The 25,708-nt window shown below is 68.5% G+C and carries 25 protein-coding genes; 17 read left to right on the forward strand and 8 right to left on the reverse strand.

Annotation, left to right across the window (positions count from 1 at the left end):
- Nucleotide 1: 1 nt before the first annotated feature.
- Nucleotides 2–274, reverse strand: coding sequence for a DUF3040 domain-containing protein (locus tag WFH44_RS10925; protein ID WP_336713897.1), 273 nt, complete (start codon nucleotides 272–274; stop codon nucleotides 2–4).
- A 216-nt stretch (nucleotides 275–490) separates the two neighbouring features.
- On the opposite strand from WFH44_RS10925, the gene ubiG reads away from it, so the two are divergent.
- From ubiG to WFH44_RS10960, 7 genes are all read left to right on the forward strand, one after another.
- Nucleotides 491–1,270, forward strand: coding sequence for a bifunctional 2-polyprenyl-6-hydroxyphenol methylase/3-demethylubiquinol 3-O-methyltransferase UbiG (ubiG, locus tag WFH44_RS10930; protein ID WP_336713898.1), 780 nt, complete (start codon nucleotides 491–493; stop codon nucleotides 1,268–1,270).
- 293 nt (nucleotides 1,271–1,563) lie between these two features.
- Nucleotides 1,564–3,195, forward strand: a complete 1,632-nt coding sequence (locus tag WFH44_RS10935; protein WP_336713899.1) for an ABC transporter substrate-binding protein — start codon at nucleotides 1,564–1,566, stop codon at nucleotides 3,193–3,195.
- Entirely contained in the window at nucleotides 3,192–4,193 is a 1,002-nt protein-coding gene (locus WFH44_RS10940) for an ABC transporter permease (protein WP_336713900.1), read from the forward strand. The genes WFH44_RS10935 and WFH44_RS10940 overlap by 4 nt, the downstream gene beginning before the upstream one ends.
- Complete coding sequence (locus WFH44_RS10945) at nucleotides 4,190–5,104, forward strand: ABC transporter permease (protein ID WP_336713901.1); 915 nt, start codon at nucleotides 4,190–4,192, stop codon at nucleotides 5,102–5,104. The genes WFH44_RS10940 and WFH44_RS10945 overlap by 4 nt, the downstream gene beginning before the upstream one ends.
- 3 nt (nucleotides 5,105–5,107) lie before the next feature.
- Entirely contained in the window at nucleotides 5,108–6,811 is a 1,704-nt protein-coding gene (locus tag WFH44_RS10950; RefSeq protein WP_336713902.1) for an ABC transporter ATP-binding protein, read from the forward strand.
- 37 nt (nucleotides 6,812–6,848) lie between these two features.
- Nucleotides 6,849–8,093, forward strand: coding sequence for an acyl-CoA dehydrogenase family protein (locus tag WFH44_RS10955; RefSeq protein ID WP_336713903.1), 1,245 nt, complete (start codon nucleotides 6,849–6,851; stop codon nucleotides 8,091–8,093).
- A gap of 92 nt (nucleotides 8,094–8,185) precedes the next feature.
- Nucleotides 8,186–9,589 (forward strand): LLM class flavin-dependent oxidoreductase, encoded by a 1,404-nt coding sequence (locus tag WFH44_RS10960; RefSeq protein WP_336713904.1) that lies wholly within the window; start codon nucleotides 8,186–8,188, stop codon nucleotides 9,587–9,589.
- A 2-nt stretch (nucleotides 9,590–9,591) separates the two neighbouring features.
- Here WFH44_RS10960 and WFH44_RS10965 read toward each other — a convergent pair whose 3' ends face one another.
- Nucleotides 9,592–10,773 carry an SGNH/GDSL hydrolase family protein gene (locus WFH44_RS10965; RefSeq protein WP_336713905.1) on the reverse strand — a complete coding sequence of 394 codons (1,182 nt, stop codon included), beginning with the start codon at nucleotides 10,771–10,773 and terminating at the stop codon, nucleotides 9,592–9,594.
- Nucleotides 10,774–10,853: 80 nt separating this feature from the next.
- Nucleotides 10,854–11,639 (reverse strand): IclR family transcriptional regulator, encoded by a 786-nt coding sequence (locus tag WFH44_RS10970; protein ID WP_336713906.1) that lies wholly within the window; start codon nucleotides 11,637–11,639, stop codon nucleotides 10,854–10,856.
- 140 nt (nucleotides 11,640–11,779) lie between these two features.
- On the opposite strand from WFH44_RS10970, the gene WFH44_RS10975 reads away from it, so the two are divergent.
- From WFH44_RS10975 to WFH44_RS11010, 8 genes are read left to right on the forward strand one after another with little or no spacing between them, the layout of a single operon-like run.
- A complete protein-coding gene (locus tag WFH44_RS10975) occupies nucleotides 11,780–12,280 on the forward strand; it encodes a tripartite tricarboxylate transporter TctB family protein (RefSeq protein WP_336713907.1) in 501 nt (166 codons plus the stop codon).
- 1 nt (nucleotide 12,281) lies between these two features.
- The gene (locus tag WFH44_RS10980) at nucleotides 12,282–13,787 is read left to right on the forward strand and encodes a tripartite tricarboxylate transporter permease (protein WP_336713908.1); all 1,506 of its coding nucleotides are present in this window, start codon (nucleotides 12,282–12,284) and stop codon (nucleotides 13,785–13,787) included.
- A gap of 52 nt (nucleotides 13,788–13,839) precedes the next feature.
- Nucleotides 13,840–14,832 carry a tripartite tricarboxylate transporter substrate binding protein gene (locus tag WFH44_RS10985; RefSeq protein WP_336713909.1) on the forward strand — a complete coding sequence of 331 codons (993 nt, stop codon included), beginning with the start codon at nucleotides 13,840–13,842 and terminating at the stop codon, nucleotides 14,830–14,832.
- A 22-nt stretch (nucleotides 14,833–14,854) separates the two neighbouring features.
- The gene (locus tag WFH44_RS10990) at nucleotides 14,855–15,496 is read left to right on the forward strand and encodes an RraA family protein (RefSeq protein WP_336713910.1); all 642 of its coding nucleotides are present in this window, start codon (nucleotides 14,855–14,857) and stop codon (nucleotides 15,494–15,496) included.
- Nucleotides 15,497–15,528: 32 nt separating this feature from the next.
- On the forward strand, nucleotides 15,529–16,311 hold the full coding sequence (locus WFH44_RS10995; protein WP_336713911.1) for an NAD(P)-dependent oxidoreductase: 783 nt from the start codon (nucleotides 15,529–15,531) through the stop codon (nucleotides 16,309–16,311).
- 34 nt (nucleotides 16,312–16,345) lie between these two features.
- On the forward strand, nucleotides 16,346–17,683 hold the full coding sequence (locus tag WFH44_RS11000; RefSeq protein ID WP_336713912.1) for a TRAP transporter large permease subunit: 1,338 nt from the start codon (nucleotides 16,346–16,348) through the stop codon (nucleotides 17,681–17,683).
- 25 nt (nucleotides 17,684–17,708) lie between these two features.
- On the forward strand, nucleotides 17,709–17,957 hold the full coding sequence (locus WFH44_RS11005; RefSeq protein WP_336713913.1) for a hypothetical protein: 249 nt from the start codon (nucleotides 17,709–17,711) through the stop codon (nucleotides 17,955–17,957).
- A complete protein-coding gene (locus WFH44_RS11010) occupies nucleotides 17,954–18,937 on the forward strand; it encodes a cyclase family protein (RefSeq protein WP_336713914.1) in 984 nt (327 codons plus the stop codon). Before WFH44_RS11005 ends, WFH44_RS11010 begins: the two co-directional genes overlap by 4 nt.
- A 26-nt stretch (nucleotides 18,938–18,963) precedes the next feature.
- Here WFH44_RS11010 and WFH44_RS11015 read toward each other — a convergent pair whose 3' ends face one another.
- From WFH44_RS11015 to WFH44_RS11035, 5 genes are all read right to left on the reverse strand, one after another.
- Entirely contained in the window at nucleotides 18,964–19,956 is a 993-nt protein-coding gene (locus WFH44_RS11015; RefSeq protein ID WP_336713915.1) for a D-2-hydroxyacid dehydrogenase, read from the reverse strand.
- Nucleotides 19,957–20,112: 156 nt separating this feature from the next.
- Entirely contained in the window at nucleotides 20,113–20,418 is a 306-nt protein-coding gene (locus tag WFH44_RS11020) for an EthD family reductase (protein ID WP_336713916.1), read from the reverse strand.
- On the reverse strand, nucleotides 20,411–21,742 hold the full coding sequence (locus WFH44_RS11025; protein ID WP_336713917.1) for an MFS transporter: 1,332 nt from the start codon (nucleotides 21,740–21,742) through the stop codon (nucleotides 20,411–20,413). The genes WFH44_RS11020 and WFH44_RS11025 overlap by 8 nt, the downstream gene beginning before the upstream one ends.
- A 9-nt stretch (nucleotides 21,743–21,751) precedes the next feature.
- The gene (locus WFH44_RS11030) at nucleotides 21,752–22,660 is read right to left on the reverse strand and encodes an NAD(P)-dependent oxidoreductase (RefSeq protein ID WP_336713918.1); all 909 of its coding nucleotides are present in this window, start codon (nucleotides 22,658–22,660) and stop codon (nucleotides 21,752–21,754) included.
- Nucleotides 22,653–23,045 carry a carboxymuconolactone decarboxylase family protein gene (locus WFH44_RS11035; protein WP_336713919.1) on the reverse strand — a complete coding sequence of 131 codons (393 nt, stop codon included), beginning with the start codon at nucleotides 23,043–23,045 and terminating at the stop codon, nucleotides 22,653–22,655. Before WFH44_RS11035 ends, WFH44_RS11030 begins: the two co-directional genes overlap by 8 nt.
- Before the next feature lie 283 nt (nucleotides 23,046–23,328).
- On the opposite strand from WFH44_RS11035, the gene WFH44_RS11040 reads away from it, so the two are divergent.
- Together WFH44_RS11040 and WFH44_RS11045 are read left to right on the forward strand one after the other, a co-directional pair.
- Complete coding sequence (locus WFH44_RS11040; protein ID WP_336713920.1) at nucleotides 23,329–24,291, forward strand: helix-turn-helix domain-containing protein; 963 nt, start codon at nucleotides 23,329–23,331, stop codon at nucleotides 24,289–24,291.
- Between the two features lie 129 nt (nucleotides 24,292–24,420).
- Nucleotides 24,421–25,701, forward strand: coding sequence for an aspartate aminotransferase family protein (locus WFH44_RS11045; RefSeq protein WP_336713921.1), 1,281 nt, complete (start codon nucleotides 24,421–24,423; stop codon nucleotides 25,699–25,701).
- The last annotated feature ends 7 nt before the right edge of the window (nucleotides 25,702–25,708 follow it).

Consider the following 25,708-nt stretch of genomic DNA (forward strand, 5'->3'; position numbering starts at 1 on the left):
TTCACCGGTTCCGGCGCTGGAACAGGCGCAGTGCCCAGTAAGCGGAGGCACCCATCAGCAGGAAGCCGAGGATCCCGACGACGGCCACCTGGGCGGCGATTCCAACTATCAGCAGCACAAGGCCCGCAATCCAGACCAGGGCGGCCAGCAGCCCGCGGGACTGCCGGGGCCACAGCGAACCGGACTCCAGTTCCCGGGCGAGCCTGGGATCCTCCGCGGCCAGCTCTTCCTCCAGCTCCCGCAGCTGTTTCCGTTCTTCATCCGACAGTGGCATCGCGCGGTCCCTCCCGCCAGCCGAGCAGTACTCTAAGACGTCTGCCGCCCGGAGCCTTCCCGGCAGTGCAGGTCCGATAGAGCCATGATGCTCCTCGAACGCGAGACACGCCAGCCTTGGAAAAACCGGCTCCGGTGCCCGTGTTCCCGGCCCCGGCCCGGCCCGCCCGTGCCGTCCGCCCCCGGCGTATGATCGACGCCAAAGCCAGGAGCAGCGATGCCGATCGACAACGAGCTGTACGACCGCCTGGGCGGGTCGTGGTGGGACGAGGACAACCCCCTCAATCTGCTGCACGGCAGCCTCACGCCGGCGCGGATGGACTATTTCCGGACCGTGCTCCGGCACCGGCTTGGCGGCGGGCCGGCCAGGCTGAAGGCGCTGGACATTGGCTGCGGCGCCGGCCTGCTGGCCGAGGAGTTCGCGCGGCTCGGCTGCGAGGTGACCGGTGTGGACCCGTCCGGGCCGGCGCTGGCCGCGGCCCGGCGGCATGCCGCCGAGGGCGGCCTGGACATCCACTACCTGGCCGGCAGCGGCGAGGAACTGCCGCTCGACGACCGAAGCTTCGACGTCGTTCTCTGCTGCGACGTGCTGGAACACGTCGCCGACCTGCCGCGGGTCATCGCCGAGACCGCCCGGGTCATGAAGCCGGGCGGCCTGTACCTCTTCGACACGGTCAACCGGACCGCCGCCAGCTGGCTGCTGGCCATCAAGATCCTCCAGGACTGGCCGCAGACCAGGATCATCGATGCGCAGCTGCACAGCTGGTACATGTTCATCAAGCCCCGCGAGCTTGCGTACTTGCTGCAGCGCAGCGGGCTGCAGCCGGGCGGGCTGGCCGGCCTGGCCCCGCGGGCGAATCCGCTGGCGGCCCTCTCAGCACTCCGCTCCGCCCGCCGCGGCGCGATCAGCTACGGGGAGCTCGGCCGCCGGCTGGACTTCGGCCAGGTCCGGACGACGGCCTTGTCCTACATGGGCTACGCGGTGCGCGGCAGCTGACCGGCGGGTCATCTACCGCCTTGTGACGTCATGCGGCGTCATTGTGACGTCATGTCCGGCCGCGGGAAAGTCATATGAATTCACCGCGCTCCACAAAGATTCCGGCCGCTGCCGCGGATGCGTAGATTCTTCCCTACCTCCTGCGGGACGGCCGCTTGGCCGGCCGTTTCCCGCGGGATTTGAACTGCCGCGAGGCTTGAGAAGCCTCGTTGAACACTAGCCGGTGATTGCAGTGCCCGAGTCTTCGGGTGCGCCCGGCGCCGTGTGCAACGGGCCGAACGGAAGACCGGAACATGAACCATCGCAACGCCCCTTGGGCGCCCACGGCCGCAGCCGCCGTCGTGCTTTTGGCGCTCACCGGATGCGGCGGCAGCGCCAGCGCGCAGCCGGCGGACGACACCTTCGTTTTCGCCACGGGCAAGGACATCTCCTGCCTGGACCCGCACGTGGACGGCGACATGCCGCAGGCCTCGATCGCCGCCAACTACCTTGACTCGCTGGTCTCGCAGGACAAGGACGGCAAGATCCACCCGTGGCTGGCCGAGTCGTGGAAGGTCTCGGAGGACGGGCTGACCTACACGTTCAAGGTCCGCGACGATGTCACCTTCACGGACGGCACCAAGTTCACGGCCGAGGCGGTCAAGGCGAACCTGGACCACATGGTGGATCCGGACACCCAGTCCGGGACGGCCGGCGGCTACCTCAAGCCGTACGACAGCACCGAGGTGGTCGATGACACCACCGCCGTGGTCACCCTGAACCGCCCGTACGCGGCGTTCCTCGAGGTGCTGGCCCAGCCGTTCCTCGGGATCGAATCGCCGACGGCGCTGAAGCGGCCGCAGGCGGAGAACTGCACCTCCCCGGTCGGCACGGGGCCGTACAAGATCGTCGACTACGTTCCGCAGTCCAAGGTCTCGCTGGTGCGCAACGAGGACTACAACTCGGCACCGCCGTTTGCGCAGCACCAGGGGCCCGCGCACATCAAGAACCTCGAATGGCAGATCGTGCCGGAGGACTCCACCCGTTACGGCCTGCTTCGCGCCGGCCAGGTGGATGCGCTGGACCTCATGCCGTCGGTCCACTTCGCCGAGGCGGAGGCGGACAAGAACGTCGCGCTGGTGCTGCAGGACCGGCCGGGCAACCCGACCAACCTGATGCTCAACACCACCCGCGCGCCGTTCAACGACCTCCGCGTGCGCCAGGCCTTCCTGCGCAGCGCCTACGTGGAGGCCGGCATCAACAGCGTCTACTTCGGCACGGTAACCCAGGCCGGCGGCCCGCTGGCCAGCACCACCAAGTTCTATTCGCCGGACTTCGAGGACGCATACCGGCCGGATCCCGCCGAGGCCGCACGGCTGCTCGACGAAGCGGGCTGGACCGGGCGCGACAAGGAGGGCTACCGGACGAAGGGCGGCAAGCGGCTGGTCGTCCACTTCCCGTACACCCCGGCCGTCTGGCCGACGGCCCACCAGGCCCTGGTGACCCAGCTGCAGGCGAGCGCGAAGCAGGCCGGGATCGACGTGCGGATCGAGACGGGCGACTTCGCCTCCGTAAGCGAGCAGGGCAACAACTTCGACTACGACCTGCGCGCCGACTACTGGAACACCAACACGGCGGACGTCCTGCGGATCGTCTTCTCCTCCGAGTACACCGAGTCGGCCGGCTTCGTGCCGAACGGCTCCGGCTTCCGGAACAAGGAATTCGACACGATCGTCAACGACGCGCTGGCCACCGATGATCCGGCGGTGCGCGAAAAGCTCTACTACCAGGCGCAGCAGATCGTCAGCGACAACGCCCTGCAGCTGCCCCTCTACAACCAGGCCAGCCAGCTGGCCGTCCGGACGGACCGCTTCGCCGACCTCACGCTGGAGCCCAGCCTGTCCCTGCCTTATATCTACGACGTCTCGGCGGTGAAGCAATCATGAGTGCTGCAGCAACAACCTCCCACACGGGGCTCCCAAGGACGACGGCGACCGCCGGGTCCGCGGGGCGGGTCATCCTCAAGCGCGCGGCCGGCAGCGTGTTCGTGCTCTGGGCGGCCGTGACCCTCACGTTCTTCGTGCTCCGCCTGACGCCCGGGGACCCGATCACGGCGATCCTCGGCGGCGCAGGCTCCTCGCCCTCAACGGAAACGGTGGCCGCGGTCAAGGCCCAGTACGGGCTGGACCAGCCGGTCTTCGTCCAGTACCTGGACTACCTGGCCGGCCTGGCCACCGGGAACTTCGGCACCTCGTATATCTTCAAGGTGCCGGTGCTGGACATCCTCGGGCCGCAGATCCTGCCCACCTTCCAGCTCGCCGGACTGGCGATGGTCTTCTCGTGGGCCATCGCGCTCGCCTTCACCCTGCTGACCGTCGGCCGCGGCCGCGTGCTGGACGGAATCGGCCGCGGCACGGAGGTCCTCTTCGCCGCGCTGCCGCCGTTCTGGGTGGGCATCATGCTCGCGGTGGTGTTCGCCGTCATCCTGGGCTGGTTCCCGGTGGCGGGCGACGACGGCTTCAAGTCGCTGGTGCTCCCGGCGCTGGCCCTGGCCATCCCGCTGGCCGGCTTCATCGCCCAGGTCACCCGGTCCTCCTTCGAAGAGGCGCTGGCGCAGCCGTTCGTGCTCTCCGCCCGGGCCCGCGGGCTGTCCGAGCTGGCCGTGAGGCTTGGCCACGCCCTGCGGCACGCGATCCTGCCCGGCCTGACCCTGTCCGCCTGGGCGGTCGGCTCGCTGGTCAGCTCCGCGGTGGTCGCCGAGATCATCTTCGCCCGCCCGGGCCTGGGCCGCTCCCTCGTGGACGCGATCATCAACCGGGACCTGCCCATCACCCTGGCCGTGGTGGTCATCATCGCCGCCGTCTACATCATCGTGAACCTGCTGGTCGACGTGCTTTACCGCGTCATCGACCCGCGCATCAGCGAGAAGGGAGCCACAGCATGAGCGTGGCGCTTGAACCCACCACCGCCCGGGACAACCGGCCCGGCAGCCCCGACCCCGGGCCCCTATCCACCCGTCGCGGCACGGCGGCGAAGGCCGCGGCAGCGCTGCGGAAGACACCGATCGGCGTGTGGATCGCGGCGGCGCTACTCGCCTTCCTGGTGATTGCCGCCGTCGTACCTTCCCTGCTGATCCGGCAGGACCCGTACGTCATCGACCCGGCCACCGCCTTCACGGCGCCCAGCGCGGAGCACTGGTTCGGCACCGACCAGAACGGCCGCGACGTGTTCTCGCGGGTGGTCGCCGGCACCGGGCAGTCGCTGCTGCTCGGCCTGGCCGCCACCGCCATCGGCCTGGTGCTCGGCGGCCTGCTCGGCATCACCGCCGGCGTTTCCGGCAAGTGGCTGGACTCGGCGATCTGCCGCTTCGTCGAAGTCCTCTTCGCCTTCCCTGGCCTGCTGCTCGCGTTGATCGTCATCGCGGTCTCCGGCACCGGCATCGTCACCGCGGCCGTCGCAGTCGGCGTCGGCACCGCCCCCGGCTACGCACGGATGCTGCGGACCCAGACGCTGCAGGTCATCGCCTCGCCGTACGTGGAGACCGCACTGTCCCTGGGCCGCTCGCGCTCGCACATCCTGTGGCACACCATCGTGCCGAACGTCGTCCGGCCGCTGTTCGTGCTGGCCACCCTCGGTGTCGGGCAGGCGATCGTGTGGGCCTCCTCGCTCAGCTTCCTCGGCCTGGGCGCGCAGCCGCCGGCCGCCGAGTGGGGCGCGATGCTCGCGGACGGCCGCAACTACATCCAGCTGGCCTGGTGGATCGCGGCGTTCCCCGGCATCTTCATCACCCTCGCCGCGCTGACCACCACCGTGGTGGGCCGGCACCTGCAGCAGCGTCTCGAAGCGGAGGTCTAGGACATGACTGTCACCAGGAACGACGGCGGAACATCCGTCCCGCAGGAGGCTCCGGCTTCGCTGCTGGGCATCGAAGGACTCAATGTCTCCTTCTCGACGCCGCGCGGACGGGTGGACGTGGTCCGCGACGTCTCGCTGGCGCTGGCACCGGGCAAGGCCCTGGCGCTGGTCGGCGAATCCGGCTCCGGCAAGACCGTCACGGCGCGGACCCTCGTGGGACTGAACGCGGCCAACGCGAGGGTCACCGCGGACCGGCTCGAGGTCCTCGGGCGGGACGCCCTGGCGTTGTCCGAGCGGCAGTGGCGCGGCGTCCGCGGCAAGGAGATCGGCTACGTCCTGCAGGACGCACTGGTCTCGCTCGACCCGCTGCGCACCGTGGGCCAGGAGATCGACGAGGCGCTGCGGGCGCACGGCGTGCGGGGCAAGGCGGAGCGGCTGGAGCGCGTGCACCAGGCGCTGCGCGACGCCGGCATCCCCGACCCCCAGCTGCGGGCGCGCCAGCGCTCCGGCGAGCTCTCCGGCGGCCTGCGGCAGCGGGCCCTCATCGCGCAGGCTACGGTGCTGAATCCGCAGCTGGTGATCGCCGACGAGCCGACCACCGCTCTGGATGCCACGGTGCAGGCGCAGATCCTTGAGCTGCTCGAAGGGCTGAAGGAGCAGGGCCGCGGGCTGATCTTTATCTCGCACGACCTGGCCGTGGTGGGCCGGCTGGCGGACGAGATCGCCGTCATGCAGGGCGGGCGGATCGTCGAGTCCGGCCGCGCCGCGGAGGTCCTCGCAGACCCGCGGCACGAGTACACGAAGGCCCTGATCGACGCGATCCCGTCCGGTGCGGCCAAGGGCACCCGGCTCTCCGCCGCCGCGCGGGTCCGGGCCGCCGCCGAGCCTGACCGTGCCACGGAGTTCTCCGAAACGGCCCCCGCCTTGGAAGCGCGCGGGCTGTCCAAGTCCTACCCCGGCCCGGGCGGCACCCGGCGCACCGTCGTCGACGACGTGTCCTTCACCCTCGGGCGCGGGAAGACCCTCGGCATCGTCGGCGAATCCGGCTCCGGCAAGTCCACCACCGCCCGGATCGCCCTGGGCCTGACCCGCCCCGACGCCGGCACCGTCACCCTCGGCGGCTTCGCCTGGGCCGGCGCAGGCGCGGACGAAGTGGGCGAAGAGCAGCGGCGCCGGCACCGCCCGGACATCCAGCTGGTCAACCAGGACCCGCTGAGTTCCTTCGACCCGCGGTTCAGTGTCGGCCGCGTCATCACGGACGCCCTCGATGCCGGCTCGATCGGCACGCCGCGCGACCGGACCCAACGCGCGCTGGACCTGCTCGCCCGGGTCGGCCTCCCGGCGTCGTTGTTCGACCGCCGCCCGCTCACGCTCTCCGGCGGGCAGCGCCAGCGCGTCGCGATCGCCCGGGCCCTGGCCCTGCAGCCGCGGGTGCTGCTGCTCGACGAACCCGTCTCGGCGCTCGATGTGTCCATTCAGGCCCAGGTCCTCGACCTGCTCGCCGACCTGCAGGAACAGCTCGGCCTCAGCTACCTCTTCATCAGCCACGACCTCGGCGTGATCCACCACGTGAGCGACGACGTGCTGGTCATGAAGGATGGCCGCGTGGTGGAAAGCGGCACCGCGGCGGAGCTGTTCGCCAACCCGCAGACCGACTACACCCGGCAGCTGCTCGCCGCCGTGCCCGAACTCCCCGCCCGCGCCTGACCCGGCCCCGCCCCGCCCCGCCCCTCCAGGAGGAACCATGACCATCACCGCAGACCAGGCCGCCCCGCACTTCGCACCGGCGACCGCCGCTTCGGCCCCGAGCTACGCCGAACTGGCGGCCAAGTACCGCCCGATCTTCGAGGGCATTGCCGCTGGCGCCGCCGAGCGCGAGGCCAACCGCGAGCTGCTGCACCGGCAGATCGGTGAGCTGGCAGCCGCCGGCTTCGGCGCCGCCCGGGTGCCGCGCGAGTTCGGGGGCGACGGGGCCACGGCGGCCCAGTTCTTCCGCTTGCTGGTCGAACTGGCCGCGGCGGAGTCCAACATCGCGCAGGCGCTGCGCTCGCACGTCGCGTTCGTGGAGGGCCGGCTGTACGCGAACGACGCCGGGTGGCTGCGGAAGGTGGGCGAGGGCCGGATCCTGGGCAACGCGTGGACCGAGACCGGCCCGGTGGCGGTGGGCGGCGTCTCAACCACCATCGCGCCGGACGGCGACGGCTACCGGATCAACGGCACGAAGTACTACACCACGGGCAGCCTCTACGCGGACTGGATCCAGACCGGGGCGCGCGACGCCGCCGGCCGGGACATCATCGCGATCGTCGATGCGGACGCGGCCGGGGTGTCGATCAGCGACGACTGGGACGGCTTCGGCCAGCGGCTCACTGCCTCCGGCACGACCGTCTTCGACAACGTGCACGTGCCGGCGTCGCACCTGGTCGTGGAGGCCGAGCAGGCTCCCTACACCACCGGCGTCTACCAGCTGATCCACGTGGCGACGCTGGCCGGCATCACCCGGCGCGTGGTCCGGGATGCCGCGGCTGCGGTGCGGGGACGCTCCCGCGTGTTCAGCCACGGCAACCGGGTTCCGCCGCGCGAGGACATCCAGGTCCAGCAGATCGTCGGCGAGCTCTCGGCCAAGGCCTTCACCGCCGAGGCCGCCGTGGAGCGTGTGGCCAACCTGCTGCAGGACGCCATCGAGCTGCGTGCGGCCGGGGCCGACCCGGCCGCGTTCGAAGAGGCAGTGCACCTGGTGGAGTTCGGCTCCTCCCAGGCGCAGATCGTGGTGACGGACCTGGCCCAGCGGGCGTCGTCGTCGTTGTTCGATGCCCTCGGCGCCTCCGCCACGAAAACGGAACTGCAGCTCGACAGGCACTGGCGCAATGCCCGCGTCATCTCCTCGCACAACCCCGTGGTCTACAAGTCGCGGATCGTCGGCGACTGGGAGATCAACGGCACCGTGCCCGAGTTCGTCTGGCGCTCCGGCACGGCCGCGGGCTCCTAGTCCGGGTCTCCAGAGACGCTCCAGCCACCATCCACCGTCCGGCACACCCGCCGTCGCCCATTCCCGTCCCATCCTTCGAACAGGAGCCTCCCATGGGAAAGCCGCTGCACTTCAACGCCTTCGTCATGAACACCGCCTCGCACATCCACCACGGCCAGTGGCGCCGGCCGGACGCGGGACAGACCGAGTTCAATGACATCGACACCTGGGTCGACCTGGCGCAGAAGCTGGAGGCCGCGAAGTTCGACGCCATGTTCTTCGCGGACGTCTCCGGGCTCTACGGCGACGCGGACGCCGACTTCGACGTCTACGCGCACGAGGGGCTGCAGATCCCGTCCAACGACCCGACCGTGCTGCTGGGCGCGCTGGCGGTCAAGACGGAGCACATCGGGCTGGCGCTGACCTCCAACGTGGTCCAGAACCACCCGTTCAATTTCGCGCGGCAGGTCTCCACCCTCGACCACATCTCGCGCGGCCGCATCGCGTGGAACATCGTGACGGGGATGCAGGACAACGGCGCGCGGAACTTCGGGCTGTCGCGGCTGACGGACCACGCGGAGCGGTACGAGTGGGCCGCGGAGTACGTCGACGTGGCCTACAAGCTCTGGGAAGGTTCGTGGGACGAGGGCGCGCTGCTGAAGGACAAGGAGCGCGGCGTCTTCTCCGACCCGTCGAAGATCCACAAGATCTACCACCAGGGGCCGCGCTACCGGGTGGAGGGCCCGCACCTGCCCTCGCCGTCGCCGCAGCGCACGCCGCTGCTTTACCAGGCCGGCTCCTCCGCATCGGGCCGCGCGTTCGCCGCCCGGAACGCCGAGGCGGTCTTCATCATGGCGCCCTCGCCGGAAATCGCGGCCCTGCAAATCGCGGACACGCGGCGCCAGGCCGTGGAGGCCGGCCGGCGTCCCGAGGACATCAAGTTCTTCCAGGGCCTGTCCTTCGTCATCGGCGGCACCGAAGAAGAGGCCCGGGCGAAGGAAAAGTACTACGACGGGTTCGTCAGCATCGACGGCTACCTGGCCCACTCCGCGATCGTGGACAAGACCGGCCGGGTCTACCCCGCCGGGACCCCGCTGTCGGAGGTCGATACCAACACGAGGAAGGGCACCGAGTGGGTGTCCCGGCACATCATTGACCGCGAGCCCGTGGTCGGCGACCTCGCCTGGCTGCAGGCACGCAACTCCCGCATTGTGGGGACGCCGGAGCAGATCGCGGACCGGCTCGAGCAGTGGCAGGCCGCCGGCGTGGACGGCATCAACGTGATCAACTGGGTCATCCCCGGCTCCTTCGAGGAGTTCGCCGACCAGGTCCTGCCCGTGCTGCGCGCCCGCGGCCTCGCGCAGAGGGAGTACGCCGGCGGCCCGCTGCGCCAGAAGCTCTTCGGCGCTCCGCTGCTCAACGAGCGCCACCCCGCGGCCCGCTACCGCGGCGCCTTCACCGACGGCTCGGCCAGCTGGGAGGAGTCAGCAGCCGTAGTCCCCGCGGCGCGGCCCTAGCGTCAGTCGGTCGCCGGGAAGAACCCCTCGGGTCCGAAGGCCAGCCGGGCGAACCGTTCCCCCATCAGCTGGTGGGTGGCGGCGTCCGGGTGCAGCGCATCGGGGAGGGGAAGCTCAACGGCGTCCTGTTCGCCATACAGCTCCGTGCCGTCCAGGAGATACAGGTTGGGATCATCGGCCGCGCGCTGGCGGACGATGCGGTCCAGCTCCTCCCGGATCACGCCAAGGGTGAGCTTCCCGGCGGCGCGCTCCGCCGGATCGCCGGTCGCGCGGAACCGGACCTGGCCGGCAGCGATGGCTTCGAGGTCGAAGGCCCCGGGACCCGGCGTGTCCTCGTGGATCCCGCAGTAGATCGGCGATACCACGAGCAGCGGGACGTCCGGGTGCCCGTCGCGGATGGTGTCGAGGAAGCCGTGGACGGCCGAGCCGAACGCGCGGCGGCGCATGACGTCGGAGTTCACGAGGTTGATGCCGATCTTCACGCTGATCAGGTCCGCGGCTGTGTCCCGCATGGCCCGGGCCGTGAACTGGTCGAGCAGCGCGCTCCCGCCGAACCCGCGGTTGACCAGTTCGACGCCGCCCAGGCGTGCGGCGATGGCCGGCCAGATCGCCGTCGGCCTGGCCGCGTTGGACCCCTGGCTGATCGAGCTTCCGTGGTGCAGCCACACCGGCCGTCCGGTGTCCGGCGCCGGCTCGACCGGGGCATTCGTGCGCAGCTCGAGGAGTTCCGTGGCCTCATTGTGCGGCAGCCACAACTCGATGGCCTTTAGGCCCTCCGGGAGGTCCGCGAACCTCGTGGTGCATACCGGTCCCTGCGCCTGCTCGACGGCGCCCGTGGCCATGTCGATCGTGACGGTGTTCCCGCCGCTCGTCACGGCGCCGCCGGCGACGCGGCCGTCCACCACCAGGTCGATCACGCCGTCGGGCCGCGGCGGGACGCCGGCGTAGGTGGTCCTCGTGCGCAGCGTGTCCAGCTCGAGCCCGGTGGCCGAGGTGCGGACGGCGATCCGCACGCCCGAGGGCTGCGATTCGGCCATCAGCACCTGCGGATCGTTGGACTGGGCGCGCGCGGTTGCCGGAAGACGGTGGGGCAGCACGCCCCGCGCGGTGCGTTCCAGCTCCTGGGCGCCCCGGACGAGGGACGTGCCGATGGGCGTGGTGATGGTCGGCTTTTCCATAGTCATGTTCGGCGCTCTTCCCGTTCCCTCGCTGGCTCCGCCCCGCCTCCGTGCGGCGTGGCAACTCCTCCTAGACGGTACCGGCCCTAATAGACCGTGCTGGCCAGCAAGTCGGCCAGGCGCCGTGCCGCGTGCCGCAGTTCCGGAACCCGGGCGACGAGGTCTTCGCGGGATGAGGCGTGGACCGGCGCGGTGAGGGCGATCGATTCGGTCACTGCGCCGGTTCGGGCGGGGACCGCGACGGCGACGCTGACCACGCCGGTAGCGCGTTCATCCTCGGAGTACGCGTAGTCCTCGCCGGGCGCCGGCAGCCGCTCCCGGAGCTTCTTGAGCGTCGATTCTTCGGCTTCGTATTTGAGTTCGACGGCGGCCGCGAGCACGTCTGCAAGCTGGTCCTCGTCCAGGGCGGCGATAAGGATCTTTCCTGCCGCACCGACGGTGAGGGGCAACCTGCGGCCCTGGGGCAGTTCGTAGCCCAGGGAGGCGGCTCCGACGACGCGTTCGACGAGCACGCGTTCGAACCCCAGACGGGAGTAAAGCGACGCGGTCAGACCCGTGTTCTGGGCCAGCTGCTGGAGGATGGGCCGGGCGGATCGCGGCAGCGGGTCGGCCTCGAGGAACACGCGCGCGGCGGGCAGGACCGCAGGTCCGATGCGGTAGTTCTTGTCCGTCTGGCTGACCAGGCCCGCGTCCTGGAGCACACGCAGGATCCGAAGCGTCGTCGGCGAACTCATGCCGCAGTCTTTGGCGATTTGGTTCAGCCGCTGGGGGTGGTCGTAGCGCTGGAGCTGCTCGAATACTCCGATTGCGCGCGACAGCGACCGCATGGCGCTATTGCCGCGGGTCTCGGCGGCCTTGGGCTCGGTCGTCATTCTTTCATCCTACGCAATTCCGCTCGTGACCGGCCGCACTTGACCGTGTGATCTGGGACATGACATGATTTCAATGCACGTTACAAGATTTTATTCTATGAAATTTTAGAACGCTCTACGAAACTTCCCCAAGGATTCCCATGACTTCAGTCACAGAAAACAGGCCGGTGAGCAAAGTCCGCCGCTCCGTCCTCGCCGGCCAGGGCGCGCTGGCCGCCGTCGGCGGCTACGTGCTGGCAGAGTCGTTCCGGCTTGGACTGTGGAACGAGCTCGGGCCCGGACCCGGATTCTTCCCCTGCGTCCTGGGCGGCGGCCTCGTGCTGCTCTCGCTGCTCTGGTTCTTCCAGGAACGCGCGGGCGTGCAGCCCGCGCCGGCTCCGGAAGCTGCCGACCGCTCCCAGGTGCGGGCCGTCGTGCTCAGCCTGCTGATACTGGCCGCTGCGCTGCCGTTCATAGGTTTCCAAGTCGGCGTCTTCGTGTTCCTGATGTACCACCTTCGGCTGCGGGCACGGACGTCCTGGATCAAGTCGCTTGTCATCGCGCTCTGCGGCAGCGTCGGCGTCTACTACCTCTTCACCCTGGGGCTGAACGTCTCGCTGCCCGAGGCCGGCATCGTTCCCCTAAGCCTGATCGGACTCTGAGATGGATGTACTGAACGAACTGCTCAGCGGCTTCGCCTCCGCGCTGACCTGGCAGAACCTCCTGTTCGCCTTCATCGGCTGTCTGCTCGGCACCGTGATCGGCGTGCTTCCCGGCATCGGGCCGGTCGCCGGCGTCGCGCTGCTGATCCCGCTGACCCTCAACCTGGACGCCGCCGGGTCGATCATCATGCTCTGCGCTATCTTCTACGGGACGACGTACGGCGGGACGATCACCAGCGTCCTGCTCAACACCCCGGGCGAGGCCGCATCCGCGATCACCGCCCTGGACGGGTACGAGATGACCAAGCTTGGGCGTGCGGGCGTGGCGCTGACCATCGCCGCCGCAGGCTCCTTCATCGGCGGCTCGCTGGCCACCGCCGGACTGGTCGTCGCGGCCAAACCGCTGGGCAGCCTGGGCCTGATGATCGGCCCGCCCGAGTTCTTCGCCCTGGTCGTCGTCGGCATCTCGCTGCTGGTGGCGCTGGCCGGGCGGTCCATGGTCCGCGCGCTGATCTCCGGCGCCCTGGGCCTGCTGATCTCCATGGTCGGCATCGACCCGGTCGCCGGCGCCCCGCGCTTCACCTTCGGGATGGAGCGCCTGCTGGACGGCGTCTCCTTCGTCGCCGTCATCGTCGGGCTCTTCGGCCTCTCCGAGGTCCTCTCCCACCGGCCCGGCCGGAACAAGGTCACGGTGCAGGCCCCGGGCATGCGCTCGCTGCTGCCCACCCGTGCCGACTGGCGCCGGAGCGCCCCCGCCATCGCCCGCGGCACCGGCGTCGGCTTCGGCCTGGGCTTGATCCCCGGCATGACGGGGTCTGTTTCCTCCCTGCTCTCCTACGGAGCGGAGAAGAAGTTCTCCAAGCACCGGCACGAACTCGGCAGGGGCGCGATCGAGGGCGTGGCCGGACCGGAAACAGCCAACAACGCCCACGCCAACGGCGCGCTGATCCCCCTGTTCACCCTGGGCATCCCGGCCTCACCCACGATCGCCGTGCTCATGGGCGCGTTCCTGCAGCAGGGTCTGACCCCCGGCCCGACCCTCTTCGCCGAACACGCCGACATTGCCTGGACCATCATTGCCAGCCTCTTCATCGGCAACATCCTGCTGCTGGTGCTCAACGTCCCGCTGGTCGGGCTGTGGACCTCCATCTTGAAGGTCCCCTACCCGATCCTCTCCGCCCTGATCCTGATGTTCATGGTCGTCGGCGCCTACACCATCAACTTCTCCGTCTTCGACGTGTTCGTCATGATCCTCTTCGGAGTCGTCGGGCTGGTGCTTCGCCATCTGGACATCCCGCTCGCGCCCATGGTCCTGACCCTGGTCCTCGGCCCGCTCATGGAACGCTCCCTGCGCGAGTCGCTCGACATCTCCCGCGGCGACCTGACGATCTTCCTCGATCGGCCGATCACCGTCGTCCTGCTCCTGGTCGCCGCCGCGATCGTCGCCAGCCCGCTGCTGAAGCTGCGCAAGCCGGCAGCGCTGGTTGCCGACGATCCGGAGAACTGAGCATCCATTCCACCACCCAGCCACATCACCACCACCTAGCAAAGGACAACCAATGAAGCGCATCCTTGCCGCCACCTCCGTCGCCGCCCTCACCCTGATGGCCGCCACCGCCTGCGGCGCCGAAACCTCCTCCTCCGCAGCCGAGGACTTCCCCCGCCAGGGCAAGTCCATCGAGATGATTGTCGCGTTCGCTCCGGGCGGCGCCGTCGATACCGCAGCCCGCCTGGTCCAGCCCGTGCTTGAGAAGGAACTGGGCACGAACGTCGAAGTCGTGAACAAGCCCGGCGCCGGAGGACAGATCGGCTACACGGCGCTGACCAGCGCCAAGGCCGACGGCTACACCATCGGCGCCACCGGCTCGCCGTCGGTCGTCGTCACCCCGCTCGACGCGGCCCGCGGCGCGAGCTTCACCCGGGAGGACTTCCAGCCGCTCGGACGCCAGGTCATCGACCCGGCCGTCGTCGCCGTCCAGCCGGACAGCCCCTACCAGAACCTCGACGACCTGCTGAAGGCGGCGAAGGACAAGCCGGACACCATCACGGCCACGACCACGGGCCAGCAGGGCGGCGAGCACTTCGCGATCGCCCAGGTCAAGGAAGCCACCGGCGCCGCGCTCAGCCCGGTCCACTTCTCCGAGGGCGCCTCGCAGGCCACCACCGCATTCCTCGGCAAGCACGTCGAAGTCCTCGTGGCCAACGTCAGCGACGTCACCGACCTGGTCAAGCAAGGCAAGGCCAAGGTGCTGGGCGTCATGGACAGCGAGCGGGCGGAAGCCCTGCCCGACGTTCCCACCTTCGAGGAATCCGGCTACGACGTCGTCGCCGCCACCGCACGCGGCTACTCGGCCCCTGCCGGCCTGCCCGAGCCCGTGGCCCAGAAGCTGGAAGCCGCGTTGAAGACCGCCGTCGAGGACCCGACCGTCGTCGCGAAGATGGAAGACCTCGGCCTGTCCACCAGCTACCAGTCCGCCGGAGACTACGAGAAGTTCTGGGCCCAGCAGGAAACCGACTACAAGACCGTACTTCCCCTCGTCCAGGCCAAGTAACACCCGAAGAAGGAACATCATCATGCCCACCACCACTGGCACCACGACCGCCATCGACTTCGACCGCCCTTCCCCCGCGCTCATCAACCGGCTCGCCGCCCTGCCGGCGGCCAACATCGGGGACGCCATGGAACGGCTCGGTGTCGCGGACTCCGCCATCCAGGCCATCTGGCCCGGCGCGAAGCTCGCCGGCCCTGCCTTCACCGTCTGGGTTGCGGCCGGCGACAACCAGGGCATTCATGCGAGCCTCGCCGCGGCCCGCCCCGGCGACGTCGTGGTGGTCAGCGGCGGGGGCGACACCTCCCGCGCACTGCTGGGCGAACTCATCGGCGAACGCGCGATCTCCGCCGGACTCGCCGGGTTCGCCCTGGACGGGGCCGCCCGGGACGCGGAGGTCCTCGGCGAGATCGGGCTGCCAGTCTTCGCCAAAGCCACCAGCCCGGCCGGCCCCTACAAGAACGGCCCGTTCAGGATCGCGGCGCCCATCGCCTTCGGCGGCGTTCCGGTTCTGCCCGGTGACATCATCATCGGCGACTCCGACGGCCTCGTCGTTGTTCCCCGCGGCCGGGCCGAGGAGATTGCCGCCGCCGCCGAGGCAGTCTTCGCCGACGAAGCCGAACGCCGCTCCCGCATCATCGCCGAGCGGGCCGCGGCCAACTCCTAGTACCCAGCACTGTCCCGAAGGAAGACTGCACCATGAACTGCACCATCATCGGCCTCGGCGAGGCCGGCGCCATCTATGCCTCCGCCCTGCTGCGCGCCGGCCACCGGGTCACCGGCTACGACCCCGTCGTCACCACCGCTCCGGCCGGCGTCGACCTGGCGCCCAGTGCCGCGGCCGCCTGCGCGGACGCCGACGTGGTCCTGGTCCTCACCGGCGCCGGGGCAGCCCGTCCCGTCGCCGCCGAGTGCCTGCCGGCCATGCGCGCCGGGGCCTGCTATGCCGACCTAACCTCCTCCTCCCCCGGCACCATGGAAGAACTCGGCCAGGGAGCAGGCGACGTCCTGTTCGCCGACGTCGCGATCCTCGGGCCGGTCATCGCGCAACGCGAAGCCACGCCGCTGATGGCCAGCGGCTCCGGGGCCGATGCCTTCGCCGGCCTCGTGCGCGGCATCGGGGCACCCATCGAGGTCGTCCCCGGACTTCCCGGAGCGGCGATGGCGCACAAGCTGCTGCGCAGCGTCTTCATGAAGGGGCTCGCCTCCGTCGTCGTCGAGGCCGTAACCGCAGGCCGGGCAGCCGGCCTGGAGGATTTCGTCCGCGCCCAGATCACCGGGATGCTCGCCGGGAACGGGGAGGCGGTCATCGACCGGTTCCTCACCGGCACCCAGAAGCACGCCGCCCGCCGCTCCTTCGAAATGCGCTCCACCAGCGGCTACCTCGCCGAACTCGATGTCCCTGCGGAAATGACCGAGGCCTCGGCCGCGGCGATGGAACGCATGGCAAGGGCCGAAGAACCCGAAAGCGTGGCATCCTGAAAATGGCCGGCACGAGAGACGGGAAGGACCACTCATGATCGGCGTCTGGGCACTCGGCGCCTACCTTGCCGTGATCATCCTGTGGACGACTCTGCTGAAGCGCAACGTCGGGGAAGCCATGATGATCGGCTTCCTCGTCGCGGCCGGGTTCAACGGCGCGGCCGCGCTGAACGCCGGCTGGACCGCGCTCTACGACGCGCTGACGGACGAGATCGTCTACGCCACGGTCATCTTCGTGTTCATGGGCTACCTGCTGGAAAAGGCCGGAGTCATGGAACGGATGATCAACCTGCTGGACGCGCTCATCGGCGGCCGCAAGGGCGGCTCCGCGTACGTGTCCACCGTGGCCTCCGCAGGCCTGGGCAGCATCGTGCACAACCAAGCCGCCATCGCGGCGACGGTTGGTTCGGTGACCATCCCCTGGATGGAACGCGCCAAGGTCGAGCGCACCACCGCGGCCACCATCGTCGCGGGCAACGCGGGCATGGGCATCACCTTCCCCTTCAGCGCCTCCATGTTCGTCCTCGTCGGTTCCTCCACCGTCGGCCCCCTGCTCGACATCGACACGCTCATCCTGCCCCTGATCGCCGGCGGCCTCTGGTGCGTCCTGCACCGCCTCATCGTCACGACGATCCTCGTGCACCGCAGCGGCGCCCGCGCCACGGCCAAGGAAAACCGCCCCCTGCTCCTGGAGGCCCTGCGCCGCGGCTGGACCACCCTGCTGCTCTTCGTCGGTGTCGCCCTGCCCATGCTCCTGACAACCGGCGCCCTCGCCAAGTTCCTCTCCGGCCATGCCGGGACGGACGTCTCCGACGCCGTCAGCCCGATCTTCTGGATCCCGGTCGTCCTGATCGTTCTCGGCCTGGCCCTGGGACGCAAACAGCTGCCCCGCAGCCCCAAGGCATGGGCACAGCTCATCGGAGACTCCGCACCGCGCTTCGGTGTCGTCGGCATCACCGTCCTCTTCGCCTTCGCCGGCGCGAACGCCCTGGCCACCACAGGCCTGCCCGAACAGCTCTCGGGCCTGCTGGACGGCCTCGACCTGCCCTTATGGCTGCTCGCACTCGTCATCGGCCTCATCGTCGTCGCCGTCGCAGCACCGCTGTCCTCCACGGCGACCATGGCCGCCGTGGGCACCATCGGGGTCGCCGCGCTCATCGCGGCCGGAGTCCCGGCCCCGACAGCCGCCGTCGCCGTGCTGATCTTCTCCTCCTGCGAGGCCGCCGTGCCCCCGGGCGGTGCGCCGCTGTACGTCGCGTGCGGCATTGCCGGCGTCGATCCCCTCCACACCTTCCGGCGCATGCTGCTCTACTATGCCCTGCCGCTGCTGGGCATCGGGGTGCTGGTCGCCGCGGGCGTCCTGCCCGTCTAATCTGCCCGTCCAGTAAGGAACCACTATGCTCCACCGCATCGCCCGGACCGCGTTCATCGCCTCGCTCTCCATCGCCCTGGCCGGCGGCGTGCTGCTCATCGTGTGGCAGGCCCTTGGCCTGGCCGCCGGCGACGCCGGAATCCTCACCGCCCCGAACGGCGTCTTCAAGACCATCCTGTGCATCGCGGCCTCCGCCGCCTCGATCGCGGCGTACGTCCTCGTCCACGTCAAGGCAGCTAGCCCCACCACCCGATCGAAAGCAGGGACCCGATGACCGGCGCCGCGCGCCGCGGCCTGCCCGACCGCCGGGAACTCAAAGAGCGCCCGGGCACCCTGGCCGGCACCTCGTGGAACCTGTTCGCAGAGCCGTCAAGGGGAACGCCGTCCTTCGCGGACGCTTCCGCCGTGGCCGGTGCCGCCCGGTCGGTGCGGCACGGAGAAGTCTTCGGGCTCGACTACGCGGCGGATGCCTTCGCCCCCGGCATGTCCAAGGCCCGGAAGCCTCCCGTCCACACCATTTACGCCAACCACCCGGCCCACCGCGACGACTTCCTCGACGGGTTCTACCTGCAGGGCTCCACCCAGATCGACGGGCTCCGGCACCGGCGCGCTGACGACGTCGGCTTCTACGGCGGCGTCCCGGACGACCTGATCCAGCCGGGCACCGAGGAGCTGGGCATCCAGGTATGGGCGGATCAGCCCATCGCCGGCCGCGGCGTGCTGGTCGATGTCGCCGGGTACCTCCAGTCGCAAGGCCGGGAGATCGATCATGCCGGCGGCCAGCCGCTTCCGTTCGATCTGGTCCCGCGGGCGCTCGAAGCCCAGGGCACGGTGGTCGGCACCGGCGACATCGTCATGCTCCATACCGGCTGGGCCGAGTGGTTCCTTGGGCTCGACGACGCCCGCAAACGTGAACAGCAGGCCAGCGGCCGCGCTACCGGCATGGCGCAGAGCGAGGAACTCGACTGGTCCTGGAACAGCGGGGTTACCCTGCTGGCGGCCGACAACTTCGCCGTCGAATGCCTGCCTCCGGTCCCGGATTCCCCCTTCAAACGGACCGCACCGAACGACCGGGGCATGATGCACCAGGAGTTCCTTGCCAAGCTCGGCCTGCCCCTAGGAGAACTCTGGCGGCTCGGACCGCTGGCCCGCCGGATGCGCGAGCTGGGACAGTGGCACGCCCTACTCGTCGTCAAGCCGCTCAATGTCATCGGCGCCACCGGTTCGCCGGCCAACGCCACCGCCATTCTCTGATGCGCATGCCCTGATGTGGTGCTGGCCTACCCCCGCGAGCTGACGTAGCCGCGCTGCTTGTCCACCTGGTTGGCGAGCGGTTCGCCGGCGAGCCAGCGGTCCAGGTTGGCGAGGAACTGGTCGGCGAGGGCGTCGCGCCAGCCGACCACGTCGCCGCTCATGTGCGCCGAGATGTGCACGTTCTCCATGGCCCAGAAGGGGTGCTCGGCCGGCAGCGGCTCCTGCTCGAAGACATCCAGCGAGGCGGCCGCGATCCGGCCGGCCCGCAGCGCCTCGACGAGCGCGGGCTCGTCCACCAGTGCGCCGCGGCCGACGTTGACCAGATGCGCCGTCGGCTTCATCGCGGCGAGCACCTCGGCATTGAGCATCTGCCGGGTCTGGTCCGTCAGCGGAGCGATCAGCACGACGTGCTCCGCCCACGCGACGTGTTCGGCGAGTTCGGCGCTGGGGACCACGGAACCGAAATCCTCGTCGTACTCCCTCGCCGTCCGTCCGGCGCCGCGCACCGTCAACCCGACCGCGCGCAGCAGCCGGGCGGTGGCACGGCCGATCCCGCCGGTGCCCACCATCAGAACCCGGGAGCCCGCCGTCGGCGTGAGCTCGCGATGCTTCCACGTGGCCTCGCGCTGCAGGGCCTTGCTGCGGTGCAGCTGCTTGTCGTGCGCCAGGATGGACGCGAGCACGAACTCCGCGATCGGCGTATCGAACGTGCCGTGCGCATTGGTCACCGCCACCTCGGATTCGCGCAGCCCGTCGAACAGCATCGCGTCCACGCCGGCGGCCGCCACGTGCACCCACTTCAGCGCGTCCGCCTGCGGCCACGCATCGCGCAGCGCCGAGGAGAAGAAGTCCCACAGGAACAGTGCTTCCGCACCCCGGATCGCCTGCGGCAGGTCCGCGGCAGGGGCAATAACGACGTCGGCGCGCGCCTTGATCGCGTCCAGATTGTAGGGGCGGGGCTGGCCGTCCTCGGCCAGAATCACCAGGCGGGGACGGGGGTCCGAAGCTCGATTGGTCACCCCGCCACGCTACGCGGTCGAGCGATTGTTGACAATAGACATACCCTTGGGAGCCTGTCAGGCCAGGACCAGTAGCCCGGGCGCTTGGCTGTCGCCGACAGACAAAAACGGGTCCTGCCGTGTGAGGCAGGACCCGCCGGTGTCCATCCGCAGCATCTAACCCAACAGGGGCTCCACGGGATAGTCGACTACGACCGCTCCTTGCGGCGCATAGTTGGGCACATCGGCCGCGACAGCCTGGCCTTCAGGCGAAGACATGGCTGCAACGAGGTCTTCGTGGCTGTCGAAGTCGGCCTCGAAGACGGCGTAATAGGGCGATCCTGCCCCCGCAACGCCGAAGGAGTATCGGGAGGCTTTCAGCCCGGGCAGCTTGACGGCCAGCGGCAAGTGCTTATTCACGTAATAGTCTTCGAAGGCTGAACGGTCGGCGGGTTCGGGGTACAAGACCAGGAGCTTATGCATTGACGTTCCTTTCTGATGGAGAGGCCGAGAATGAATTCGGGATCCGCCGCAATGCTGCAATCGCAACGAAGCTGATGACGCTGAAGACGATCATAAAGGCGGAGACTGCATAGACAGTGCCGGTCGCGCCAAACAGGGCAGTAGCGATCAGCGGGGAGAACCCTCCGCCCAGGCAAGCGCCCACTGCATAGGCGAGTGAGACGCCACTGGCTCGCACCCGGGCCGGGAAGAGTTCAGCGAACAATGCCGCCTGCGGACCATAGGTCGCGGCTAACCCGAAGGTCAGGACCACGACGGCCAGCAGGATCAGGCCGACGTTGGCGGTATTGAACAGCGCGAAGAAGGGGATGGCCCAGACAGCCAGGATGCCGTAGCCCAGGAAATAGACCTTATGCCTGCCGATCCGGTCGCTGAGGTTGGCGAAGTAGATCATCGAGGCGAACCAGGTCACGCAGCCCGCGAGCATCACGTTCAGCATGGTGTTTCGTGCTAGGCCCAGGCTGGTGGTGCCGTAGGCGGTCATAAAGGCCAGGAAGATGTAGCCGACTGCATTGTTGCCGATGAAGGACAGCACTGCCAGGACAACCCTCGCCTTATGGGTTCGCAGCAGTTCGGCCAGCGGAATCTTTTCTAAAGTCGAGTTCTTCTCGAGCGCCTGGAAGACCGGGCTCTCGTCGACTTTTGCGCGGATGACGAAGCCGATGACGACCATGACAGCACTGAGCAGGAAGGGGACCCGCCAGCCCCAGGCTTCGAACTGATCCTCAGCCAGCATGAAGGTCGCTCCCAGAATGACCACGTTCGCCAGGAACATGCCGGCGGGTGTCCCCAGCTGCACGTAGTTGCCGAAGCGGCCGCGCTGGTTAGCAGGCGCGTGTTCCACCGCCATCAGCGATGCGCTGCCCCATTCACCGCCGGCGCTGAGTCCTTGCAGGAGCCTCAGGACGACAAGCAGGACGGGTGCTGCTGCGCCGATCTGCGCGTAGGTGGGGAGCAGGCCAATCAGCATCGTGGCCGCCCCCATCAGAGTCAGGGTGATCACCATGACCTTCTTGCGGCCGATCCTGTCCGCGAGATGCCCGGCAAGGATACCGCCTAACGGTCTGGCGATGAAGCCGACCGCGAAGGTAGCGAAGGCCGCCATGGTGCCTGCGAGCGGAGAAATTTCCGGGAAGAACAGCTTGCCGATGACCAGCGCGGAAGCGATGGAGTAGACGTGATAGTCATACCACTCCACACTGGTTCCGACGGCGCTGGCCAGGGCGACGCGCTTCTTCTGCTGATTGTCGATTCCTGCAGCAGTTGTGTCTGTTTGGGTCTGCATGTCAGTTCCTCACGATTCCGAAGGGACCGCGGATGCACCGGTCCGAAGCTGCTCCCAATAGGTCATCGCTGCCGCATGGTCCACGTTGCCCAAGTCCGCGAGCGCGTCATCGAGCGTGGCGGAGACGGCGTGGCACACCGGGGCGGGTTGGCCCAAAGCCTCCGTCAGGTGTTTGGCGATTCCCACGTCCTTTGCGTAGAGCCCGAGCGCGAAGCCGGTACTAAACGTGCGGCTCACCACGTGCTGCCCCAGGACATTCGTCGTCACCCAGCTCTGTCCGGTGGAAGCGTTGAAGATGTCAACCATTGTCTGCTGATCCAAGCCAAACCGCTCGCCGGCGATCAGCGCTTCACAGGCCGCCGTGGTGGCCGCTGCCGCCACGTAGTTGTTCAGCGCCTTCATCGCGTGGCCGCTACCCAACTTGCCGGTGCGGAAGACTGTCTCGCTCATGGCCTCGATCACGGGCAGCGCCACCGCGAGAGCTTCCTCGCTGTCGCCGCCCAGCATGATGGCCAAACTTCCCGCCTCGGCCTTCAGTACGCCCCCGGAGACCGGCGCGTCTACAAGTACGACCCCGGCTTCGGCCAACCGGCTGCCGAGCTCGACCGTTTCAGTGGGGTCCGAGGAACTCATGTCGATGACCACCGTGCCGGCGTCCAGATGGGCGGGAATTCCGCCATCCCAATCAAGCAGTGCCGAAGCAACGATTCGGCTGGTTGGCAGCATGGTCACGATGGCACGAACTGCCGCAAAGTCCGCCGGACTCATTGCAGCCTTGCCGCCGATTTCCTCGGCGAGCCGATCGCGAACGGATGCATCGACGTCGTACACAACGACTTCATAACCGGCTTTGGCCAGATTTCGTGCCATGGGTGCACCCATGGTTCCCAGCCCGACGAACCCGACCCTTTCACGCATTGGCGGTCTCCCTGGACTCAGCGAGGATCTCTTCGGCGGCACGGAACCCGTCCATCGCCGCGGGAATCCCGCAGTACAGGAAAGAGTGCAGCATCAGCTCGCGGATCTCCTCTTCGGTCAATCCGTTGGCAATACCGCCACGCAGGTGGATGCGGATTTCATGCGAGCGGCCGGTCGCCACCAGCATTGCCAGGGTGACCAGGCTACGGGTCTTCCGGTCCAGGCCTTCACGCTGCCAGATATCCCCAAAGCAGTACCTGGTCACAACCTCCTGCATCTTGTCGTTGAGGTCAGTTGTGTTTTCCACCTGATCCTCGGCGCCGGCCGCGCCGAACATCTGCCGACGCAGTTCCAGGCCGGCATCATACTGGCTGTCCTTAATCATGCTGCTTCCTTTGATTCTTCGACCTGCAGCCGAGTTGGCCGGCTGCCCTGTTGACCAGTATGGAGAGGCGCGCGCTGCGGCTGCTTGCCCGAGCGCGCAGGCCGTTTGCTCTGCGCTGCAAAGCGATAGCCCGTCGTGCCCTGCAGTGCAAAAGGGTTGACCGGGAGCGCAAACCAGCCTGCGGTGACCAACGCGGCGGGCGTTCACGCATGCACCTCGCTAAACTAACTGCTGCTATGACGTACCTCACAGACGCGAGGGGCGTCCCGACTCAAGGAGCACCGTGGCCAGCGAAAGAATGACCGTCTCCACACTCGGCGGAGCCAACGTTTTCGAGGCGAACAGCTTTGGGGAATGGCAGGAACGGATGTCCAACCGTTTCGTTCGCCTGCAGGTGAGTACCAACCGCCCCGAAAATTTCCATGCCCTGCTGCACGGGCGCAGCTTCGATGACATTTCGCTGTCGCGCATTGAGGCCGACGCCCACCAGGTGGACAGGCTGCAGGACTTCATCTGCCAAGGTGAGTCGAAATATTTCAAGCTCAGCATGTTGTTGGGCGGGGCAGGCCTAGTCGTACAGGATGGCCGTGAGGCCGTGCTGGGACCCGGCGACATCGCCATCTATGACACCAGCCGGCCCTACAGCGCCGTGTTCGAAGACGGCGCCGAGAGCCTCGTGATGGTCTTCCCGCAAGAGGCCCTCAGCGTCTCCAGTGAAGGCGTCTCCGCCCTCACGGCGACTACCTTGTCCCGGGGCAGCAGCATGGGCAGGCTGATCGGGCCGTTCCTCGGCGAGTTAGCCGCCAACCTCGATGGCTTCTCCGGTCACGCCGGCATCATGCTGGCCCACAACACGCTCGATCTCATTAACACCCTGATTTACACCGAGCTTGGCCTGGGGGCCAGGCGGGCAGACCACAAAGCCGACTCACTGGCTGAGGTCAAGGAATACATTGAGCGCAATCTGGGCAGCCCCGGCCTCGGTCCGACTGCCATCGCGGCAGCCCACTTCATGTCCACCCGAAGGCTCCACTACCTCTTCGAAGGGGCCGGCACCACCGTGACCAACTGGATCAAATCCCGCCGGCTGGAACGGTGTCGAATGGACCTTCTGGACCCCGCCCTCGGGTCCGCCACCATCACTCAGATTGCGATGCGCTGGGGCTTTCTCGACTCCGCGCACTTCAGCCGCACCTTCAAGGCGGCTTTTGGAGACGCACCCAGCGCCTACCGCCGGAATCATTGAGAGTGACCGGCCTGCTGCGCCATTCAAGCCGATCTGCCACGAAGTCCGCCGGCCCGGTTAGTCACGCCATCACGCTACGTAATCAACAGATTGTTGACAATAAACAGATGTGACCTACACCATGGGTGCATGACTTCACTCAGCCCCGCGCTCAAGCAGGCCACCCCCGTCGTCGTCGACCACGCCCTCGGCAGCTGGATCTACGGCACGGACGGCAAGGACTACCTGGATTTCACCACCGGCATCGGCGTCACCAGCACCGGCCACTGCCACCCGAAGGTAGTCGCCGCGGCGCGGGAACAGGTCGGCAAGATCATCCACGCGCAGTACACCACGGTGATGCACCAGCCGCTCCTTCAGCTGACGGAGAAGCTGGGCGAGGTGCTGCCGGTCGGGCTGGACTCCGTCTTCTACGCCAACTCCGGCTCCGAGGCGGTCGAGGCCGCAATCCGCCTGGCCCGGATGGCCACCGGCCGTCCCAACATCGTGGTCTTCCAGGGCGGCTTCCACGGCCGCACCGTCGCGGCGGCGTCGCTGACCACGGCGGGCACCAAGTTCTCCGCCGGCTTCGCTCCGCTCATGGCTGGCGTGCACATGTCAGCCTTCCCCTACGCCTACCGCTACGGCTGGGACGAGGCCACCGCCGTCGAATTCGCCCTGAAGGAACTGGACTACCTGCTGCAGACCCGCACCGCGCCGAACGACACCGCCGCGTTCCTGATCGAGCCGGCCTTGGGCGACGGCGGCTACCTGCCCACCCCTCCGGCGTTCATGGACGGGTTGCGCGAGCGCGCGGACCGGCACGGCATCAAGCTGATTTTCGACGAGGTACAGGCCGGCGTCGGACGCACCGGCAGGTTCTGGGGCCACCAGCACTCCGCCGCAACCCCGGACATCCTGATCACGGCCAAGGGCATCGCCTCCGGCTTCCCGATCTCGGCGATCGCGGCGTCCACCGAGACCATGTCGAAGGCATGGCCCGGTTCGCAGGGCGGCACCTACGGCGGCAACGCCGTTTCTGCGGCGGCCGGCGTCGCCACGCTGGAAGTTGTGGAGGAAGAGGGACTGGTGGAGAACTCCCGGCTGCGCGGCGAGCAGCTGCAGGCCGGGCTGCTCGAGATCCAGGGCAGGTTCCCGCAGGTCGGCAACGTCCGCGGCCTGGGGCTGATGCAGGGCATCGAGTTCACCGGAGCCGACGGCGCCCCGGACGCCGCGACGGCCGCCGCGGTCCAGCAGGCCACCACGGAACAGGGCCTGCTGACACTCACCTGCGGTCCGGCCGGCAACGTGGTCCGGCTGATCCCGGCCCTCGTGGTCACGCCCGAAGAAATCACTACCGGCCTGGAACGCTTCGAGGCGGCCGTCGCCGTCGCCACCGGAGCCGTCCCCGCGGCAGCGACGGGAGCCTGAAACACCA

It is taken from the genome of Arthrobacter sp. USHLN218, from assembly GCF_037144715.1.
Taxonomy (GTDB): domain Bacteria; phylum Actinomycetota; class Actinomycetes; order Actinomycetales; family Micrococcaceae; genus Crystallibacter.